Raw genomic sequence first — 18,502 nt, 5'->3', positions numbered from 1 at the left:
AGTTAAACACGAGGCACATAGGTCTGGGTTCGATATTCAATTGGACTCAGACCTTTTAATTTCAGGCTAATTCTTCTGCTGTTGTAGTAGTCAATATATTCCGTAACAGCATCCTTCAGTTCGCTTATATTACTGAACTCGTCAAGATAAAAACACTCCGACTTTAAGGTTCCAAAGAAACATTCCACGACTGCATTATCCAGACAATTGCCTTTTCTGGACATGCTCTGTGTAATGCCTTGTTCTTTAAGGATGTTTTGATACCTTCTCATACGATACTGCCATCCCTGGTCAGAGTGCAGAATAGGATGCTCGTGAGGCTTAAGCTTTTTGAATGCCTGATCGAGCATATTCTCGACCATGTTCATCACAGGTCTTTCCGACAGGCTGTAAGAAATAACTTCGTTGTTGAAGAGATCTATTACTGGAGACAAATACAGCTTTCGCCCATTGACTGCAAATTCAGTAACGTCGGTAACCCACTTCTCGTTTGGCCGTGTAGCCTTGAAATCCCTTTGGAGAACATTGGGGGCGGTTTGCCCTACCTCTCCTCTGTAGGAGCTGTATCGCTTGACCTTAATCGCTGCCTTAAGCGAGAGGGTTCCCATCAGGCGCTGAACGGCTTTATGGTTAATCCGTTCCCCGTCTCGATGGAGAGACAACGTTACCCTACGGTATCCGTAACGACCTTTATTCTCGTGATAAATCTCACCAATACGCTTTTTAACATCCGCATACTTATCAGGCTTGCTGAGAGCCTTTAGATGGTAATAAAACGTACTGCGCGGTATCTCCGCTGCCTTGAGAAGCTCATCAAGAGGGTAAAACTGCCTTAGCTCGTTGAGTACTTTCACTTTTTCGCGGGATGAGCTAAGGCTTTCAGCTTTTTTAGATACGTAAGCCGCATTTCAAGGAATCGAACTTGTCTTTCAAGATCCTCAATACGTCGGTCTTTCGACAGCTCCAATGCTAACGCCGCTTTTTCTGGATCAACTGACATTGTAATGTTTCTTTTGGTGCCGATCTTGAGTGCGCGTAAACCAGCTTCTCCGTGCTCCTCATAGACTTTCAGCCACTTGGCTACAGAACCACTACCAGCAAGCATAAAGTGAGCAGCAGCCTGATTGAGGGACATCTGCTGCTCGGTCACGGCTTTCACGACCTTAATGCGCAACTCTGGATCAGCACTAACGCCTTTAGGTTTGGGAATTAAACCTTTTTCTCCATGTTTTTCATAGAGGGCAACCCACGTCCTGACCTGTGTTCGAGGCACACCAAAACGTGCAGAGATGATCCTGTAACCATCATCAGTTGTGAAGTAGTGATTCACGACTTCAAGGCGCTTTTCGAAGGGGTATTTTGGCTTTGACATATCAGGGACTATTCCATTTCATCGTCCAACAAAATGGGTGCAGTACAGGTAAATGAAAATTTCCCGGGGCTTTCTACTTTCTGTCCCTCAACAATGCTCAAGACAGAAAGTCTTAAGCACCCGCCGCACATCTTATCCCTCTGAATTAAAATGAAAAGATGTAATTCTTTTTCGCGAGAATTACATTATTTCTGCGAGCCGCTTTCCAGATTAATAATTGATATATTTGATGAGTTAATCGGAAATAAAAAGGGAGTGAATATCTCACTCCCTTTATTCACTGATGAATTAACGGCTTCAACCCATTGCGCTTTCTCGCAGTCGGGCTTTCAGCTTGTTATATTCGTCGATGACGTACTGTTCCGCTGCGTGCTGATCCGCAATCGGCTCCACGCGTACGGCGCAGTATTTATACTCCGGCGTTTTGGTTATCGGGCTTAAGTTCTCCGTGACCAGCTCGTTACAGGCGCCAATCCACCACTGGTAGGTCATATAGACCGCCCCTTTGTTCGGACGATCGCTGACCTGCGCACGGGTAATGATCCGGCCTTTGCGCGAGTTCACCCACACCAGCGCTTCATCCTCAATGCCGAGGCGCGCTGCGTCGGCGGTGTTGATTTGCGCGTAGCCCGGTTCGTCCGCCAGCGCCGCCAGCGCGGCGCAGTTACCCGTCATCGAACGACAGGAGTAGTGGCCCACTTCACGCACGGTGGAGAGCACCATCGGATACTCGTCAGTGAGTTTATCGATCGGCGCGACCCAGTCGCAGGTGAAGAACTGCGCCAGCCCGTTCGGGGTGTCGAACTTCTCTTTAAAGAGGTATGACGTCCCCTGGTCGGCTTCGGACTCATCCCGGCACGGCCACTGGATGTATCCCAGCTCACCCATTTTTTCGTAGGTTGCCCCGTAGAAGTCTGGGCACAGATTGCGCAATTCGTCCCAGATCTCCTGAGTGTTGTTGTAGTGCATCGGGTAGCCCATGCGGGTGGCGATTTCGCTGATGATCTGCCAGTCCGTTTTCAGGTCCCACTTCGGCTCGACCGCCTTAAAGAAGCGCTGGAAGCCGCGGTCTGCCGCCGTGTAGACGCCTTCATGCTCGCCCCAGGAGGTCGACGGTAAAATCACATCCGCCGCCGCCGCGGTTTTGGTCATGAAGATATCCTGGACAATCACCAGCTCCAGATCCTCAAACCCTTTGCGCACGGCAGACAGCTCGGCGTCGGTCTGGAGCGGATCTTCACCCATGATGTAGGCCGCACGCACCTCGCCGTGCGCCGCGCGGTGCGGCAGCTCGCTGATGCGATACCCGGTGTGTTCCGGCAGGCTTTCCACGCCCCAGGCCTTCGCGAATTTCTCGCGGTTTTCCGGGAACTTCACGTACTGGTAGCCCGGATAGGTATCAGGCAGCGCGCCCATATCGCAGGCACCCTGAACGTTATTCTGACCACGCACCGGGTTAACGCCGACGTGCGCTTTACCCAGATTGCCGGTCAGCATCGCGAGGCTGGTCAGGGAACGCACGGTTTCCACGCCCTGGTAGAACTGGGTCACGCCCATGCCCCACAGAATGGCGGCGGTTTTCGCCCCGGCATACATCCTGGCCGCCTGACGAATCTCCTGCGCGCTGACGCCGGTGATCGCTTCGACGGATTCAGGCGTATAGCCTTCGACTATTTTCTTATACTCTTCAAAGCCTTCCGTACGGGTGGCGACAAACGCCTGGTCGTACAGGTTCTCCTCAATAATGACGTGCCCCATTGCGTTCAACAGCGCGATGTTCGAGCCGTTTTTCAACGCGATGTGCATATCCGCAATGCGCGCGGTTTCAATTTTGCGCGGATCGCAGACGATGATTTTCGCCCCGTTCTGCTTAGCGCGAATAACGTGGTTCGCGACGATAGGGTGAGAATCCGCCGGGTTATAACCAAAGATGAAGACGAGATCGGTATTATCTATCTCGTTGATGGCATTACTCATTGCGCCGTTACCGACCGACTGGTGCAGACCTGCAACCGATGGGCCGTGTCAGACGCGAGCGCAGCAGTCGACGTTATTGGTTCCAATAACGGCGCGCGCGAATTTTTGCATCACATAGTTGGTTTCATTCCCCGTCCCGCGTGAAGAGCCGGTGGTCTGAATCGCATCCGGGCCATACTTTGCCTTGATGGCGCTCAGACGCGTGGCGACGTAATCCAGCGCCTCGCTCCAGGAGACGGCTTCCAGCTTGCCGCCGCGCTCGCGGCGGATCATAGGGGTTTTCAGGCGCGGGGTGAGGATTTGGGTATCGTTAATAAAATCCCAGCCGTAGTAACCTTTCAGGCATAGCGTGCCCTGGTTGGTTTTCCCCTGTGCGGCCTCCGCCCGGACGATTTTGCCGTTATCGACCACCAGGTGGATCTTGCAACCTGAGGCACAATAAGGGCAAACCGTGACGACTTTTTTCATCAGTCTGCTCCAGTTAATCGAATCATTCGCACCCACTATGCAGCTTCTATGCCATGTTTTTTGTATGGGTATACCCTGACTTTACGGTCCCTTCGCGGTGAAAACCCTGACAAAAAGCAGCCAATCGTCAAAATTGACGTGTCGACAGGGCAGCGGATGTGACATGGGTTGAATTTCCGTCACTGAAAAAACCATTTGACTGGAGCCGACGCCAGAATGGTTCAGACTTAACATAATCCCATGACGGAAGCATACGATGAAACCGGCGATCCTGGTGGTTGATGACGATACGGCAGTCTGCGAACTGCTTCAGGACGTGCTGAGCGAGCACGTCTTTAGCGTGCTTGCCTGCCATAACGGCCAGGATGCACTGCGGCAGGTACAGCAGGATCCGAATATTGCGCTGGTGCTGCTGGATATGATGCTGCCGGATATCAACGGCTTACAGGTTTTGCTGCAGTTGCAAAAGCAGCGCCCGGCGCTACCGGTGATCATGTTAACCGGGCTGGGCAGTGAGTCAGACGTGGTGGTGGGGCTGGAGATGGGGGCCGATGATTATATTGGCAAACCGTTCAATCCGCGCGTGGTGGTCGCCCGCGTGAAAGCGGTGCTGCGCCGTACGGGCGTGCTGGCGGCAGAAGCCCCCGCAGCGCCGGTCGCGGGCATTGCTTTTAACGGCTGGACGCTCGATACCACCCGCTGTGAGCTGAGCGATCCGCAGCGTAACCCTGTTCCCTTAACCCAGGGCGAGTACGGCCTGCTGCTGGCGCTCACGCAAAATGCCCGTCGGGTGCTGAGCCGAGACAGGCTGCTTGAGCTGACCCACAGCGAAAGCGCCGACGTGTTCGATCGCACGATTGACGTGCTGATCATGCGCCTGCGCCGGAAAATAGAGGCTAACCCGCATCAGCCTGCGCTCATCAAAACGATCCGCGGGCTGGGTTACGTGTTTGCTACCGATGTGAGCCGGCCCGAGCAGGCGGCATAAGGCTTACGTTATCGCCGGAACAATGATGGCGGCAAAAATTGCGACGATGCACAGATACTTGAGGGCGTAATAGGCTTTACGGTTCCTTTTTTTCAGACGCTGTCCTCGTTCGCGGGCCGCATGAACGTATTTAAAAATGCGGTTAATGCCGCCGGTGCTGTCATTCTCGTCATTCGGTGAGCTGGCTGCGGACATCAGTGTGGTTCCCACCCAATGGTTAACCGCCTGCGCCCAGCGCCATTTCATCGGACGTTCAATATCACAGAAAAGAATAATGCGCGTTTGATCCGATTTATTCTCTGCCCAGTGGACGTAGGTCTCATCAAAAATAACGGCTTCACCATCCCGCCAGCTGTGGCGCTGCCCGTCGACTTCAATAAAGCAGCGGTCGTCATTCGGTGTGAATAAGCCCAGATGGTAACGAACCGAGCCCGCATACGGATCCCGGTGCTTGCCAAGCTTTGCACCCGCCGGCAGCTCGGCAAACATGGCCGCCTTCACCGAGGGGATTTCACTCACCAGCCGGGTCGTCACCGGGCATAAAGACTGCGCAGAGGGGTGGGCATCGGCATACCATTTCAGATAAAAACGTTTCCAGCCGCGTTTAAAAAAAGTGTTAAAGCCAGCGTCGTTATTATTTTGCGCCGCCTTAATATGATGCTGCAAACGCAGGGCCTCTTCGCGAATAACCAGCCAGTTTTCCGTCAGCTTATTTAATTCCGGGAAGCGTTCTGTTTCAAAGAATGGCTGCCTGGCGGGCAGGGAAGAAAACGCCGTCATAAACATATTGATGGGCGCCATGAACGTCGAATGGTCAAAGAGCTGACGAGAAAGCGTCTGTTTTTCTTTGCCGCGTGAATGCGCATAAATAACGCTGATAATGAAAATACCGATGATGATGGCTGCGAACATTTTTCCCTTGTCCTCTTTCTATCTCATTTCGGAAAAGCGTGCGGGCAGAGTGCTGCCCACGCCGAATATGCCAGATGGAGAGAGTGTAGTTCGGGGATATAAAATTCATAGAACTGTAATGAAAAATCGCAATTTTTGTTAAATTAAGTGCTCTCGCGAATAAACGCCTGCAGCTCGGCCAGCGTTTTCGCGCCGTCAATTGCGTTGGCGGCCAGCAGGCTTGCGCGCGCGCAGGCGTGCGCCAGATAAATGCTCTCCGTGAGCGGGAGCGATTCGTGGCAGCCGTATAAAAACCCCGCGCAAAACGCATCGCCCGCGCCGACGCTGCCGACAATGTCTTTCTGCTCCAGCAACCATGATGGGATCCAGCGACCTTGTTCACCCGGCGCTTCACCCCATGCTCCTTCCGGACAGTGGATCACCACCCGCTGACGCACGCCTGCCGCCAGCAGCTGCGTCGCGGCATCGGCGATATGGGCGATATTCAGCGCATCGTCGCCGTCGCGCATCTCAAGCCCGCTAAACTCCCCGGCTTCCAGCTCGTTAATCACCAGATAATCCAGATGGCGCAGGGCAGGGAGCACCAGCGGCTGATAGCGCGGGTCGCCCTTGCGGGACACCAGATCGAGCGACGTTTCATACCCCTGGTCGCGCATCTGCGCCAGCAGGCGCGCGCTGCGGGTGCCAAACTCGTCATCGGGCATATCCAGGCTGTCGAGCAGCAGCAGGTAGCCGAGATGGAAGATCTTCATCGATCCGTCTAAGCGATCGAAGGCGGGAAGATCCAGCAGGCGGTTGGCGCCCGGCGAGTGGAAGAAGGTGCGCTGTCCGCTGGGATCGGTCATGACCTGCGACATGGAGGTCGGGGCAAAGGTGGTGCGCTGCACGCGCTGGCGGTTGACGTGGTACTGGTCGAGCATCGCCAGAATGTAGTCCCCGTCGGCATCTTCACCAATCAGCCCCACTGCCTGCAGCGGCAGGCCAACGTGCATTTTTGCCAGCGTCAGCAGCACGTTGAGCGGCGCGCCGCCGGTTGAGCGTTCGCTGTGGGTAATTTCCGCCAGCCAGCCGCGCTCCGGCCACTGCACGATCTGGTGGACGTGATCCACCAGCATGTTGCCTGCGGCGATGATGCCTTTGCGTTCCATTATGCCTGCCCCGCGCTGCCGAAGATGCGCATCTGTTCGGCAACCGTATCGGTAATCGCCTCTTCTATCCCCAGCAGCAGTTCGGCAAACTCATCGTACAGCGGCTGGCGGTTCGCCATGCGCTGCTCCACGGCGGCGAGTGCGGCCTGCGACATGCCGGTATAGAAGTTTATTTTATGAATGCCCAGCTCGATGGCGCGGCGGAAGTCGGCATCGCTAATCCCGGAGCCGCCGTGTAAAACCAGCGGCAACCCCGTATGCTGGCGAATGGCGTCCAGGCGTGGGAAATCGAGTTTCGGCTCGCCCTTGTATTTGCCGTGCGCGTTGCCGATGGCAACCGCCAGCGCGTCAATGCCGGTTGAATCGACAAATTCGCGCGCCAGCTGCGGGTCGGTAAAGAACGCTTCATCCGCATGCCCGTACAGCGCGCCGCCTTCATCGCCACCGACCGCGCCCAGCTCCGCTTCCACCGACACGCCGACCGCGTGGCACATCTTCACCACCTCCCGCGTCTGGCGAATGTTCTCCTCATAGCTTAGCGTAGAGCCGTCAAACATCACCGAACTGAACCCTAAGCGCAGGGCGCGCACCACCGCCTCGAAATGCAGGCCGTGGTCGAGATTGAGCACCACGGGAATATCGTGACGGGCGGCCTCGAACTTCACCGCTTCGACAAGCGAATCCAGAGAAACGTACTTAAAATGCACTTCGGCGATGTTGATGATAAACGGCGAGCGTTCCTGCTTCGCGGCGGCGAACAGCGCGCGCAGGAAGTGGGAGTCGAGCACGTTAAACGCGCCCAGCGCGTAGCGATGCGCCCTGGCGTGCTCCAGACCGTCGGCAAGAGAGATCAATGGCATCATTTACTCCTTATATCCGAAACAGGTTGTACTCGTTGCACAGCACCAGTAGCGCCGGTTCGTCTTCTTCGATGTTGTTATAGCGGGCAACGGGCTGCAAAAAGTGGTTGTCGTGCTCGTCGTCGTTTACCGATGACACCTCCCCAACCAGCACGTCGCCGAAGCCGCGTTCGCCCCAGAAGCTGTGGTACAGACCGGGTGTCAGACAGATGCTTTCCCCTGGCATGAGGCGCAGCTGGCTGCCGGGCGCGTGGGTCTGACGACAGCCGTCGACGGTGACCGTCACGTCGGTGTTTTCCGTCTCTTCATGCGCCCCGGCATTCCATAACTCAATAATCAGATTCCCGCCGCCCCGGTTGATGATGTCTTCCCGCTTGCGCCAGTGAAAATGCATTGGCGTCACCTGGCCGTCACGCACGTGCATAATTTTTTCGGCATAGCACTTTTCATAAGGCACGCCGTTGGGCGAACCGTTGCGCAGGGTAAACAGCGTCAGGCCCTCAGCGGCAAAGCTGTTGCCGCCGAACGCCGTCACGTCCCAGCCGAGCTTGAGGTCGAACACTTCCTGCCAGGCGGCCTGGTCAAGCTGCTGCCATTTTGTGGGCGGGAAGCTGGCAAACGGCGGGAGATGCACGTCGTGCATGGAAAAGAACTGTCGCGTGTGGCCGAGAATTTCATTGATGTCGGAGCGTTTCATGGGGACTCCTGGCTTTTTTTGCAAAACCTTAGCACTCACCCGGCCCTCTCCCTTGAGGGAGAGGGGGAGTAAGTTCCCTCTCCCTGTGGGAGAGGGGTAGGGTGAGGGCATCAGGCCGCACCGAAGTTACTTAACCGTCCAGCCCTTATAGGTACCGACGTTCTTTTTATCGATCATCGTCACCGGGATTAGCACAGGCGCTTTCGGCGCAGGTTTGCCCTGTAGAATGTCATAGCCGATCTCCACCGCTTTTGCCGCCATCACCTGCGGATCCTGCGCCGGGGTTGCGACAAACAGCGAGTTTTCGCGCTTCAGCGCTTCCTCACCGTCCGGGGAACCATCCACGCCGACGATAAAGAACTCGTTGCGCTGAGCCTGCTTCGCGGCCAGATCGGCACCGATCGCCGTCGGATCGTTAATCGCAAACACACCGTCGATCTTCGGATTGGCCGCCAGCAGGGAGGTCATGACCTCCAGACCGCCTTCGCGACTGCCCTTGGCGTTTTGGTTATCCGAAAGCACCTTGATATCCGGATGTTTTTTGAATTCCGTCTGACAGCCTTCCACGCGGTTTTGCACCGCAGAGACCGGCGGTCCGTTGATGATCACCACGTTGCCTTTTCCCTTCAGGCGATCGGTAATGTATTTACAGGCCATTTCGCCCGCCTGGGTGTTATCGGAGGTGATGGTCGCATCCGCCCCTTCCGCCGCTACGTCAACCGCAACGACCACGATCCCAGCGTCCTTCGCGCGCTTCACCGCCGGGCCGATCCCTTTGGAATCCGCAGCGTTGAGGATGATCATGTCCACCTTCGCGGCGATGAAGTTGTCGATCTGCGCCACCTGCTGGCCCAGATCGTAACCGCTGGAGACCAGCGTCACCTTGACGTTATCGCCAGCCAGCTTGCGCGCTTCCAGCTCGGCACCTTTGGTGATCTGCACGAAGAACGGGTTGGCCAGGTCGCCCACCGTCACGCCGATGGACTTCAGATCTTTTGCCTGCGCAAACGGCGTTGCGGCAAGCAGCGCGCCAGCACAGAGCGCGGTCACTAACGGTTTCAAACGCATATATTTTTCCTCGAAGCTGTAGGGTTTTGTTGTTATGCACTTTGATGGTGTCGGGTACGGTATTTGTCGATCAGCACCGCTATGATGATCACCGCCCCTTTGATCACCAGCTGCCAGAAGTAGGAGACGCCCATCAGCGTCATGCCGTTATTGAGGGTGGCGATGATCAGCGCACCCACCAGCGTGCCGGTGATCGTGCCGATCCCGCCGACGAAGCTGGTGCCGCCGAGGATCACCGCCGCAATCGCATCCAGCTCGTAGCCCGTACCGAGGTTGCCGTTGGCGCTGTAAAGGCGGGAGGCGCTCATCACGCCGCCAAGCCCGGAGAGCAGGCCGCTCATGCCGTAGACAAACAGCAGCACCAGCCAGACCTTAATGCCGGTCAGTCGCGCCGCCTGCATGTTGCCGCCCACCGCGTAGATATGTACGCCGAGCGTGGTGCGGCGCAGGATGAACCAGCACACCGCAATCACCGCAAGGGCAATGACAACCAGCCACGGGATCGGGCCGAGGTAGTTATTGCCGATCCACTCGAAGCTGATGTTGGAGTTAATGACCGTCGTGCCGTCCGCCAGCAGATAGGCCGCGCCGCGCAGCGCCGTATAGGTGCCGAGCGTCACGATAAAGGGCGGCAGCCCGGCAAAGGCCACCAGCGCGCCGTTGAACAGGCCCAGCACCATGCCGAGCATCAGCGCGGCCGGAATGGAGAGCATCGCAAATTCAGGGATAAGCGAGACCACCATCGCCGCTACCGCCGTGGTGCCCAGAATCGAGCCCACGGAGAGGTCAATCCCGCCGGTCAGGATGATGAAGGTCATTCCCGCCGCCAGCACGATGTTGATCGACGCCTGACGGGTAATGTTGAGCAGGTTGCTCTCGGTGAAGAAGTTCGGGGCGATAAAGCCAAATACCGCCACAATCAGGATAAGAATCGGCAGGATGCCGACCGTTTGCATCAGATCGCTCATCAGCATTTTTTTGGCGGAGGCGGATTTCGCCACCTGCTGCGGATGGGTTGGAGTTGTCATGATTGCACCGCCTGATGATGAGTGTCGTTCACGCCGGTTGCCAGCGTCATAATGTTTTCCTGAGAGATGTCGCGCCCGTGGAGTTCACCCGCAATGCTGCCTTCCCGCATCACGTACACCCGGTCGCTCATGCCCACCACTTCCGGCAGTTCGCTGGAGATCATTAAAATTGCCACCCCTTTGCGCGCCATCTGGTTCATGATGCGGTAGATCTCGCTTTTCGCGCCGACGTCCACGCCGCGCGTGGGTTCGTCCAGGATCAGAATGCTCGGGCCGATGGCCACCCAGCGGGAGATAAGCAGCTTTTGCTGATTGCCGCCTGACAGCCCGCCCGCGCGCACCTGCGAATGGGGTACGCGGATGTTGAGCAATGCAATGGCGTCATCGGAAATCGACTGGGCTTTTTTGCGGTTTAACATACCGAAGGTCGCGTCGCGCTCCAGCGTCGCCATGGTGATGTTCTCCTGCGCCGCCAGCTCCAGAAACAGCCCCTGCTCCTTGCGGTTTTCGGTGAGAAAACCGATGCCGTTTTCGATGGCCGCACGCGGGGAGTGGATCACCACCGGCTCGCCGTCGACCTCAATCATGCCGCCGGTGGCTTTACGCACGCCGAAAATCAGCTGCGCCAGCTCGGAGCGTCCGGCCCCGACCAGGCCCGCCAGCCCAACGATTTCACCGGAACGCACCTGCAGGCTGCACGGCTGTACTTTTTTACCGTCGGTGAGGTGGTGGACGTTGAGACGCGGGCTGCCGAGGGGAATATCACGCTCCTTGTTGAACAGGTCGCTTAACGGGCGGCCCACCATCATGCGCACCAGCTCGGAGGCGTTTAGCTTGTCGCGCGTCAGGCTGCCGACGTACTGCCCGTCGCGCAGAACGCTGACGCGGTCAGAAAGTTCATACACTTCCGCCATGCGGTGGCTGATATAGATGATCGCCATCCCTTCATCGCGCAGGCGCAAAATCAGTTCAAACAGGCGGTGGGTTTCCCGCGAGGAGAGGGCGGCGGTGGGTTCATCCATCACCAGAATGCGGCTGTTGCGGTGCAGCGCACGGGCAATTTCCACCTGCTGCTGCTCGGCAATGGTCAGCTTCATCACCAGGTCGGTAGCATTGAACTGTGCGCCGAGGCGCTCAATCACCGCCTGCGCCTGGGCGGCCATCTCTTTGCGCTGCACCATCCCGCCGCGCGACAGCTCGCTGCCAAGAAAGATATTTTCGGCAACGGTCAGGTTGGGCGCGAGCTGCATCTCCTGATAAATCAGGGTAATGCCTGCGGCCAGCGCATCTTTCGGCCCTTTAATGTGAAACGGCTGACCGTCGATCAGGATCTCACCGCTGGTGGCGGTATAGGCTCCCGCGAGGATTTTCATCAGCGTGCTTTTTCCCGCGCCGTTTTCGCCCATCAGCGCGTGGATCTCTCCGGGAAAGACCGTCAAATCCACACCCTTGAGCGCGTGGAAACTGCCAAACGTTTTGGCAATGCTGCGCATCTCTAATACCGGGGTTCTGCTCATGGCGGATCTCCTGCGAATGCCGATATCTGCACTTCATCACAGGTGCGTAAATGCAAAATGTCAGAAGCTGTTCATATTTGTCATAGTTATGAATAGCTAATCGCCATCACATTTTCCTTTTCCCTCTCCCGGTGGGAGAGGGCCAGGGTGAGGGCACCAAACCACTCAGGAGCCCAAACCCATGCCATCACGCCGTCCGCCCTTTTTCGCCAGCGCCCGAGGCCGACTGCTGATTTTTAATCTGCTGGTGGTCGCCGTGACGCTGATGGTGAGCGGCGTGGCGGTGCTCGGCTTTCGTCACGCCAGTCAAATCCAGGAGCAGGTTCAGCAGCAAACGCTGGATGACATGACCGGCAGCATGAACCTGGCCCGCGATACCGCCAACGTGGCGACGGCGGCGGTGCGGCTTTCACAGGTCGTCGGGGCGCTGGAGTACAAAGGCGAAGCCGAGCGCCTTAAGCAGACGCAAATGGCGCTGCGCCGCTCGCTGGAACAGCTTGCGGATGCGCCGCTGGCGCAGCAGGAGCCGGCGCTGGTGGCGCGCATTATTCAACGAAGCAATGAGCTACAGCAGAGCGTGACGGAGATGCTTGAGCGCGGACAGCGCCGCCATCTGGAGCGTAACGCGCTGCTGAGCTCGCTGTATCAAAGCCAAAGCTACCTGCGTCATCTGCAGGACATCAACCGCCGTTACGACAGCAACGTGCCGGATGCGCAGCAGCTGATGGAGATGGACCGGCTGATCGCCGCCGCCATCGACACCCCTTCGCCGCGCGCGACCGTTCAGCAGCTGGACGCCGTGGCCGCAGCGCTGCCCCGGAGTGCCGTACAGCCGGTCGTGAAGGAGGTTCTGCCAGATTTTAACGCCGAGTTAGGCAGGCTCGCCCCGCTGTCGAAGCAGCTGGAAGAGAGCGATCTGGCGATAAGCTGGTATATGTTCCACATCAAGGCGCTGGTGGCGATCCTCAACAGCGACATTAATCAGTACGTCGGGCAGGTGGCGCAGGCCTCCCGGCTTCGCACGGCCCAGAGCCATCACGAGCTGCAATCCATTAGCGTGTTTATCAGCATCTTCGCCGTGCTGGCGCTGATCATCACCGGGTGCGCCTGCTGGTATATCTACCGCAATCTGGCCTCTAACCTGACGGCGATTTCCCGGGCGATGTCGCGCCTTGCTCACGGCGAGCAGGACGTGTCCGTTCCCGCCCTCCAGCGGCGCGATGAGCTGGGCGAGCTGGCGCGCGCGTTTAACGTTTTTGCCCGCAATACCGCCTCGCTTGAGCACACCACGCGCCTGCTGAAAGAGAAAACCACGCAGATAGAGATCGACCGCGTTGAGCGTCAGGGGCTGGAAGAGGCGCTGCTGCACAGCCAGAAGATGAAGGCGGTCGGACAGCTGACCGGCGGGCTGGCGCATGATTTTAACAATCTGCTGGCAGTGATCATCGGCAGCCTTGAGCTCACCGACCCCGAATCGAAAGACGCGCCGCGCATTACCCGGGCGCTGAAGGCGGCCGAGCGTGGTGCCTTACTGACGCAGCGCCTGCTGGCATTTTCCCGCAAGCAGTCCCTGACGCCGCATGCGGTAGAAATGCTGCCGCTGCTGGAGAACCTCCGGGAACTGATGCGCCACTCCCTGCCTGCCACCCTGACCCTGGAGATTGAAGCGCAAACCCCGGCATGGCCCGCGTGGATTGACGTTAGCCAGCTGGAAAACGCCATTATCAACCTGGTGATGAACGCGCGCGATGCGATGGAAGGGCAAAGCGGGGTGATTAAAATCCGGACCTGGAATCAGCGCGTCACCCGCAGCGACGGGCGCAGGCAGGATATGGTGGCGCTGGAGGTGATTGACCGCGGCAGCGGCATGTCGCAGGAGGTGAAATCCCGGGTCTTTGAACCGTTCTTCACCACCAAGCAGACCGGAAGCGGAAGCGGGTTAGGCCTGTCGATGGTCTACGGCTTTGTCCGCCAGTCCGGCGGGCGCGTGGAGATTGAAAGCGCGCCGGGGCAGGGAACGACCGTTCGGCTTCACCTCCCGCGCTCCGTGCTGCCCGCCGCTGCAGACGATGAAGCGCTGTCAGCTACCGCCTCCGTCGATAGCGAGCGGCTGGTCCTGGTGCTGGAAGATGAGGCCGATGTTCGGCAAACCCTGTGCGAGCAGCTGCATCAGCTCGGCTACCTGACGCTGGAAGCGGACAACGGCGAACAGGCGCTGAATATGCTGGAGGCTTCATCGGATATTGGCATGTTTATCAGCGACCTGATGCTGCCCGGCAGCCTCAGCGGCGCCGAGGTGATTAGCCATGTGCGCAGCCATTACCCGCAGCTTCCTGTACTGCTGATCAGCGGCCAGGATTTACGGCCCGCGCATAACCCTCAGCTGCCGGACGTCCAGCTACTGCGCAAGCCGTTTACGCGGGTGCAGCTGGCGCAGGCGCTGCGCAAGGTTATGGTAATTTGAGATTCCTCCGCTACCCCGGCTTCCCGCCGTTCATTATCGTAAGGCCAGTTCACCTGCGAGTCTGGCCTTATGAAACGTTACTCAACTGCTCTGTTATTCGGTCTGCTGTCACTCACCAGCCAGCTGGCTCATGCCGATATTGTTGATGATGCTATTGGCAACATTCAGCAGGCGATCAACGATGCCTATAACCCCAGCAGCAGCCGCAGCAATGACGACGACGATCGTTATGACCGAAGTCGCCAAATCGACAGTCGACAATACGACGATCGTCGTCGGCAGCTTGAAGACAGACGCCGCCGTTTAGATGAACGTCAGCGTCAGCTGGATGACGATCGCCGTCGGTTAGAAGAGGATGAGCGCAGGTTAGAAGACGATTACGATCGAGGCTGAGTGCGGCCTGTTGCCCTCACCCCAACCCTCTCCCACGGGAGAGGGAGAAAACCTAATCCAGCACCAGCACCATCCCGTCATAGCCCGCTTCTATGCCCTGCGGCAGCGGGTTATCCATCATCCACACGTCAAACTGATGGCTGATGTGCGTCAGGATCACCTGCGGGCAGCCAATCGCTTCGTTTAACGCAATCACGGTATTTAAGTCGCAATGGTTTCGCGGCGTTTCCTCACGTGGCTCATGGCTGCAGTCGATAATCATCGCCTGCGGCTGGTTGTTGAGCAGGAACTTCACCGTTTTTTCCGGCAATCCGGCGGTATCGGAAAGCCAGGCCACGCGGCTGTGGGCCGATTCCAGCAAATACCCGAAGGTCAGTTTCGAATGATTGAGCGGCAGCGGCGTGACCCGCAGACCCTGAAGCTCAAACATCACAAACGGTTCGACCCTGTGGCTGAAATCCAGAATGCCGGGGTGTTTAAACAGATCGTCGCATCCGGCGTCGTCCGGCGGACCGTAAACCGGGATCGTCGCCCCCACGCCCCAGCGCAGGGGGAACAGCCCCTGAACGTGATCCATATGGTAATGGGTGAGCAAAAACTGCTGGAAGCTGCCCGCCGGCCAGTCGTCCATCAGGTGCGGAATACCGGCATCCAGCAGGGTGACGGCATCGTTGAATTTCACCACCGCGCTGCACGGGCGACGGCGATAGTTGTCCTGCAGGCGCGCCCGGCGGCAGGCCGCGCAGTCGCAGCCAAAGACCGGCACCAGCTGGGCGCCACCCGTTCCCGTCAACGTGATGGTCAGACTCATAGCGCACCTCTACAGCGGTTTGGTGAATCGGAAATGGCTCTGCGTGTATCCTTCACGAACGTAAAAACGGTGCGCGTCGGTGCGCTTCACGCTGGTGGAAAGTTCGGTCAGCTCCGCGCCGGCCTGTCGTGCTACCTCTTCCGCCCAGGCCAGCAGCTGACTTCCGACCTTTAACCCACGCGCCTGCGGCATTACGACCAGCTCCTGGATCTCGCCGATCCAGCGCGCGTGATGGAGGTGAAACTGCATGTGCAGACCGATCATGCCGATGACCTGTCCCTCTCTCTCCGCAAGCTGGTAGCGCATGTTGCGATCCTGCAGATTGGCAAGAAACCCGGCGTGGAACGCCTGATGATCGAACTCTGCCTGCTTCAGTTCGCAGATCAGGGCATAGACAATCTGCGCATCGTCGGCGGTGGCGGGGCGAAGCTGGAAGTCAGGCATGCTGTTTCTCCTTCTGACGGATAAGCGATAAAAAGGTATCGACTGACTGTAGCAAACTTCCGTCGTTATTGAGGATGTGGCAGTCCGACGGGGCATAGCGGGCCGCGCGCTCAAGCCGCAGATCGATCTCACGGGCTGATTCACGCCCCCGGTTCTGCAACCGGCTGCGCAGGACGTCCGGCGAAACCTGCAGACAGACCGGCAGCAGGGCCGCCTCATAGCGGGCGCGCGCCTGTGGCAGATGCGCACGCGAGCCGTTAACCAGCACGTCAAAACCCGCGTGCAGCCAGAGGTCGATTTCGATGCCCACGCCATAGTAAAAGCCGTTGGCGTGCCAGCTCAGCGCCAGCAGGTTTTGCCCGGCGCGGGTAAAAAACTCCTGCTCGCTCAGGGCGATATGGTTTTCACTCCCGGCATTGGCCGCGCGGGTAATATAGCGGTGCGCGACCAGCAGCTGCGGATGTTCCCGCTGCCGTAAGGCGGACAGCAGACTGTCCTTACCGGAGCCGGAGGGCCCCATTAACCAGATGAGCCTTCCCATCAGAACACCCTTTTTCCCTGACGCCAGACGTGGTCGATGTGAACGTGCTCGCCCTTGCGGTGGGCGAGTACCAGATCCGCGCGTTTACCCTCGGCGATTTCCCCGCGATCCTGAAGATTAAGCGCCGAGGCCGGGTTTTTCGTCACCAGTCGAATCGCCTGCGGCAGCGTAAAGGTGTTGTTCTCGTCGTCGGCAACCCGGAATGCCGCATCCAGCAGGCTGGCGGGGTAGTAGTCGGATGAAAGGATATCCAGCAGACCAAGGGAGGCAAGCCTGCTTGCCGCGACGTTGCCGGAGTGCGATCCGCCGCGCACGATGTTAGGCGCGCCCATCAGCACGTTCATGCCGTGCCTGCGGGAGGCTTCCGCTGCTTCAAACGTGGTGGGAAATTCGGCGATCACGCTGCCAAGCTGGTGGGATTCGCGCACGTGATCGTGCGTGGCGTCGTCATGGCTGGCCAGGGCGATATTGCGGTCCCGGCACATCGCGGCAATCCTGAGACGGTTTGGCTGCGACCACTGCGCCGCCAGCGCCAGCTGCTCCTCCTCGTAGCGCGCCATCTCGGCATCGCTGAGAGAATATTTGCCCTGATAGTATTCGCGATACTTTTCAATGTTGGCGAACTGGCGCTGCCCCGGCGAGTGGTCCATCAGGGAGACCAGCGAGACCGGCTCGCGTCCGACCAGCTTTTCAAACAGCGGCAGGGTGGTGTGGTGCGGCAGCTCGCAGCGCAGGTGCAGACGGTGCTCGGCGCGGTTGAGGCCGCGTTTTTGCGTCTCCTCCACGGCGTTGATCATCTTCTCGAGATTCTCCAGGCGATCGCCGCCGTCGCGCACGTCGCCAATCGCCACCGCGTCCAGCACGGTGGTAATGCCGCTGGCGACCATCAGCGCGTCGTGGCTGCTCATCGCCGAATGGGCGGGCCAGTCGACCTTCGGGCGCGGGGTGAAGAATTTGTCCAGATTATCGGTATGAAGCTCAATCAGCCCCGGCAGCAGCCAGCCGCCTTCACCGTCCATCGCTTCAGGAGTACGGCTCTGGGTTTCGGCAAAGGCGCGAATAACGCCTTCATGAACTTCAACCGAGCCATTAACGACTTCATTTTCCAGCACCAGCCTGACGTTATTGATAATCATGCGTTTGTCCCCATCGGGTGCAATCTGTCCGCCACGCGGCTGCGTACGGTTTCGTCGTGGAAGATCCCGACGATCGCCGCGCCGCGAGCTTTGGCCTGTTCGATCAGCTCCACCACGGCGGCGCTGTTTTTACCGTCGAGCGAGGCGGTGGGTTCATCCAGAAGTAAAATCGGGTAGTCGACGATAAATCCGCGGGCGATATTGACGCGCTGCTGCTCGCCGCCGGAAAAGGTCGACGGGGCGAGATGCCACAGGCGCTCCGACACGTTGAGGCGCGTCAGCAGGCTGGAGGCTTTGGCGGCGCAGGCTTCTCGCGGCACGCCCAGATCCAGCAGGGGCTGCATCACCACGTCCAGGGCGGAGATCCGCGGGATCACCCGCAGAAACTGGCTCACCCAGCCGATCGTCGTGCGGCGCACTTCCAGCACTTTACGCGCGGGGGCCTGCACCAGATCGACCCACTCATCGTTGTGGCGAATGCGGATGTGGCCTTCATCCGGCAGATAGTTGGCATACAGGGAGCGCAGCAGGGTGGATTTTCCGCTACCGGAATGGCCGTGCAGCACCACGCATTCGCCGCTGCTGACCTCTAACGAGGCATTTTGCAGCACCGGCAGGCGCACGCCGTTTTGCTGGTGGAGCACAAAGGTCTTACTTACGTTTTCTACGCGGATCATG

The 18,502-nt window shown here is 58.2% G+C and carries 17 protein-coding genes; 3 read left to right on the top strand and 14 right to left on the bottom strand.

Features of this window, described 5'->3' with window-relative positions; genetic code table 11:
- Window positions 1–2 precede the first annotated feature (2 nt).
- Window positions 3–1,372 (bottom strand): IS3-like element ISKpn8 family transposase gene (locus tag AC1VYI_RS22700; RefSeq protein ID WP_085949440.1). Its coding sequence is split into 2 segments (ribosomal slippage): window positions 3–892 and window positions 892–1,372, totalling 1,371 coding nucleotides; the frame shifts between segments, so codons are not numbered across the junction.
- Window positions 1,373–1,669: 297 nt separating this feature from the next.
- Window positions 1,670–3,817: a formate dehydrogenase subunit alpha gene (gene fdhF, locus AC1VYI_RS22695; RefSeq protein WP_134866898.1), complete on the bottom strand. Its 2,148-nt coding sequence runs from the start codon at window positions 3,815–3,817 to the stop codon at window positions 1,670–1,672.
- 256 nt (window positions 3,818–4,073) lie between these two features.
- On the opposite strand from fdhF, the gene AC1VYI_RS22690 reads away from it, so the two are divergent.
- A complete protein-coding gene (locus tag AC1VYI_RS22690) occupies window positions 4,074–4,805 on the top strand; it encodes a response regulator (RefSeq protein ID WP_023310072.1) in 732 nt (243 codons plus the stop codon).
- Window positions 4,806–4,808: 3 nt separating this feature from the next.
- Here AC1VYI_RS22690 and lpxO read toward each other — a convergent pair whose 3' ends face one another.
- The 7 genes from lpxO to AC1VYI_RS22655 form a co-directional block, all read right to left on the bottom strand.
- On the bottom strand, window positions 4,809–5,717 hold the full coding sequence (gene lpxO / locus AC1VYI_RS22685) for a lipid A hydroxylase LpxO (RefSeq protein ID WP_023310073.1): 909 nt from the start codon (window positions 5,715–5,717) through the stop codon (window positions 4,809–4,811).
- Between the two features lie 143 nt (window positions 5,718–5,860).
- Entirely contained in the window at window positions 5,861–6,865 is a 1,005-nt protein-coding gene (locus AC1VYI_RS22680; RefSeq protein ID WP_023310074.1) for a carbohydrate kinase family protein, read from the bottom strand.
- Window positions 6,865–7,725 (bottom strand): ketose 1,6-bisphosphate aldolase, encoded by an 861-nt coding sequence (locus AC1VYI_RS22675; protein WP_045355268.1) that lies wholly within the window; start codon window positions 7,723–7,725, stop codon window positions 6,865–6,867. Before AC1VYI_RS22675 ends, AC1VYI_RS22680 begins: the two co-directional genes overlap by 1 nt.
- A gap of 10 nt (window positions 7,726–7,735) precedes the next feature.
- The gene (locus AC1VYI_RS22670) at window positions 7,736–8,422 is read right to left on the bottom strand and encodes a D-lyxose/D-mannose isomerase (protein ID WP_023310076.1); all 687 of its coding nucleotides are present in this window, start codon (window positions 8,420–8,422) and stop codon (window positions 7,736–7,738) included.
- 126 nt (window positions 8,423–8,548) lie between these two features.
- Window positions 8,549–9,490 (bottom strand): ABC transporter substrate-binding protein, encoded by a 942-nt coding sequence (locus tag AC1VYI_RS22665; protein ID WP_021242935.1) that lies wholly within the window; start codon window positions 9,488–9,490, stop codon window positions 8,549–8,551.
- Between the two features lie 32 nt (window positions 9,491–9,522).
- Window positions 9,523–10,518: an ABC transporter permease subunit gene (locus AC1VYI_RS22660; protein WP_023310077.1), complete on the bottom strand. Its 996-nt coding sequence runs from the start codon at window positions 10,516–10,518 to the stop codon at window positions 9,523–9,525.
- Window positions 10,515–12,035 carry a sugar ABC transporter ATP-binding protein gene (locus AC1VYI_RS22655; protein ID WP_482882941.1) on the bottom strand — a complete coding sequence of 507 codons (1,521 nt, stop codon included), beginning with the start codon at window positions 12,033–12,035 and terminating at the stop codon, window positions 10,515–10,517. Before AC1VYI_RS22655 ends, AC1VYI_RS22660 begins: the two co-directional genes overlap by 4 nt.
- A gap of 181 nt (window positions 12,036–12,216) precedes the next feature.
- Between AC1VYI_RS22655 and AC1VYI_RS22650 the strand changes: the two genes are divergently transcribed.
- Entirely contained in the window at window positions 12,217–14,499 is a 2,283-nt protein-coding gene (locus AC1VYI_RS22650; RefSeq protein WP_482882940.1) for an ATP-binding protein, read from the top strand.
- Between the two features lie 69 nt (window positions 14,500–14,568).
- Entirely contained in the window at window positions 14,569–14,892 is a 324-nt protein-coding gene (yjdP, locus tag AC1VYI_RS22645) for a DDRRRQL repeat protein YjdP (protein WP_033144428.1), read from the top strand.
- Window positions 14,893–14,944: 52 nt separating this feature from the next.
- Here yjdP and phnP read toward each other — a convergent pair whose 3' ends face one another.
- From phnP to phnL, 5 genes are read right to left on the bottom strand one after another with little or no spacing between them, the layout of a single operon-like run.
- The gene (gene phnP / locus AC1VYI_RS22640; RefSeq protein WP_134866896.1) at window positions 14,945–15,703 is read right to left on the bottom strand and encodes a phosphonate metabolism protein PhnP; all 759 of its coding nucleotides are present in this window, start codon (window positions 15,701–15,703) and stop codon (window positions 14,945–14,947) included.
- A 9-nt stretch (window positions 15,704–15,712) separates the two neighbouring features.
- Window positions 15,713–16,147, bottom strand: coding sequence for an aminoalkylphosphonate N-acetyltransferase (phnO, locus tag AC1VYI_RS22635; protein WP_134866895.1), 435 nt, complete (start codon window positions 16,145–16,147; stop codon window positions 15,713–15,715).
- Window positions 16,140–16,691 carry a ribose 1,5-bisphosphokinase gene (gene phnN, locus AC1VYI_RS22630; RefSeq protein WP_115504024.1) on the bottom strand — a complete coding sequence of 184 codons (552 nt, stop codon included), beginning with the start codon at window positions 16,689–16,691 and terminating at the stop codon, window positions 16,140–16,142. The genes phnO and phnN overlap by 8 nt, the downstream gene beginning before the upstream one ends.
- Entirely contained in the window at window positions 16,688–17,824 is a 1,137-nt protein-coding gene (phnM, locus tag AC1VYI_RS22625) for an alpha-D-ribose 1-methylphosphonate 5-triphosphate diphosphatase (RefSeq protein ID WP_134866894.1), read from the bottom strand. Before phnM ends, phnN begins: the two co-directional genes overlap by 4 nt.
- Window positions 17,821–18,501: a phosphonate C-P lyase system protein PhnL gene (gene phnL / locus AC1VYI_RS22620; protein ID WP_134866893.1), complete on the bottom strand. Its 681-nt coding sequence runs from the start codon at window positions 18,499–18,501 to the stop codon at window positions 17,821–17,823. Before phnL ends, phnM begins: the two co-directional genes overlap by 4 nt.
- Window position 18,502: the final 1 nt, after the last annotated feature.

The sequence above is a fragment of the Enterobacter sp. QK-SA4 genome (assembly GCF_056856775.1).
Note: the sequence above shows the minus strand (reverse complement) of the source record. Positions and strands in the feature narration are given on the sequence as shown.

Excerpts from the sequence above, each read along its gene's own strand:
- AC1VYI_RS22690 (WP_023310072.1), top strand. The coding sequence starts at position 4,074 with ATGAAACCGGCGATCCTGGTGGTTGATGACGATACGGCAGTCTGCGAA.
- lpxO (WP_023310073.1), bottom strand. The coding sequence starts at position 5,717 with ATGTTCGCAGCCATCATCATCGGTATTTTCATTATCAGCGTTATTTAT.
- AC1VYI_RS22680 (WP_023310074.1), bottom strand. The coding sequence starts at position 6,865 with ATGGAACGCAAAGGCATCATCGCCGCAGGCAACATGCTGGTGGATCAC.
- AC1VYI_RS22675 (WP_045355268.1), bottom strand. The coding sequence starts at position 7,725 with ATGCCATTGATCTCTCTTGCCGACGGTCTGGAGCACGCCAGGGCGCAT.
- AC1VYI_RS22670 (WP_023310076.1), bottom strand. The coding sequence starts at position 8,422 with ATGAAACGCTCCGACATCAATGAAATTCTCGGCCACACGCGACAGTTC.
- AC1VYI_RS22665 (WP_021242935.1), bottom strand. The coding sequence starts at position 9,490 with ATGCGTTTGAAACCGTTAGTGACCGCGCTCTGTGCTGGCGCGCTGCTT.
- AC1VYI_RS22660 (WP_023310077.1), bottom strand. The coding sequence starts at position 10,518 with ATGACAACTCCAACCCATCCGCAGCAGGTGGCGAAATCCGCCTCCGCC.
- AC1VYI_RS22655 (WP_482882941.1), bottom strand. The coding sequence starts at position 12,035 with ATGAGCAGAACCCCGGTATTAGAGATGCGCAGCATTGCCAAAACGTTT.
- AC1VYI_RS22650 (WP_482882940.1), top strand. The coding sequence starts at position 12,217 with ATGCCATCACGCCGTCCGCCCTTTTTCGCCAGCGCCCGAGGCCGACTG.
- yjdP (WP_033144428.1), top strand. The coding sequence starts at position 14,569 with ATGAAACGTTACTCAACTGCTCTGTTATTCGGTCTGCTGTCACTCACC.
- phnP (WP_134866896.1), bottom strand. The coding sequence starts at position 15,703 with ATGAGTCTGACCATCACGTTGACGGGAACGGGTGGCGCCCAGCTGGTG.
- phnO (WP_134866895.1), bottom strand. The coding sequence starts at position 16,147 with ATGCCTGACTTCCAGCTTCGCCCCGCCACCGCCGACGATGCGCAGATT.
- phnM (WP_134866894.1), bottom strand. The coding sequence starts at position 17,824 with ATGATTATCAATAACGTCAGGCTGGTGCTGGAAAATGAAGTCGTTAAT.
- phnL (WP_134866893.1), bottom strand. The coding sequence starts at position 18,501 with ATGATCCGCGTAGAAAACGTAAGTAAGACCTTTGTGCTCCACCAGCAA.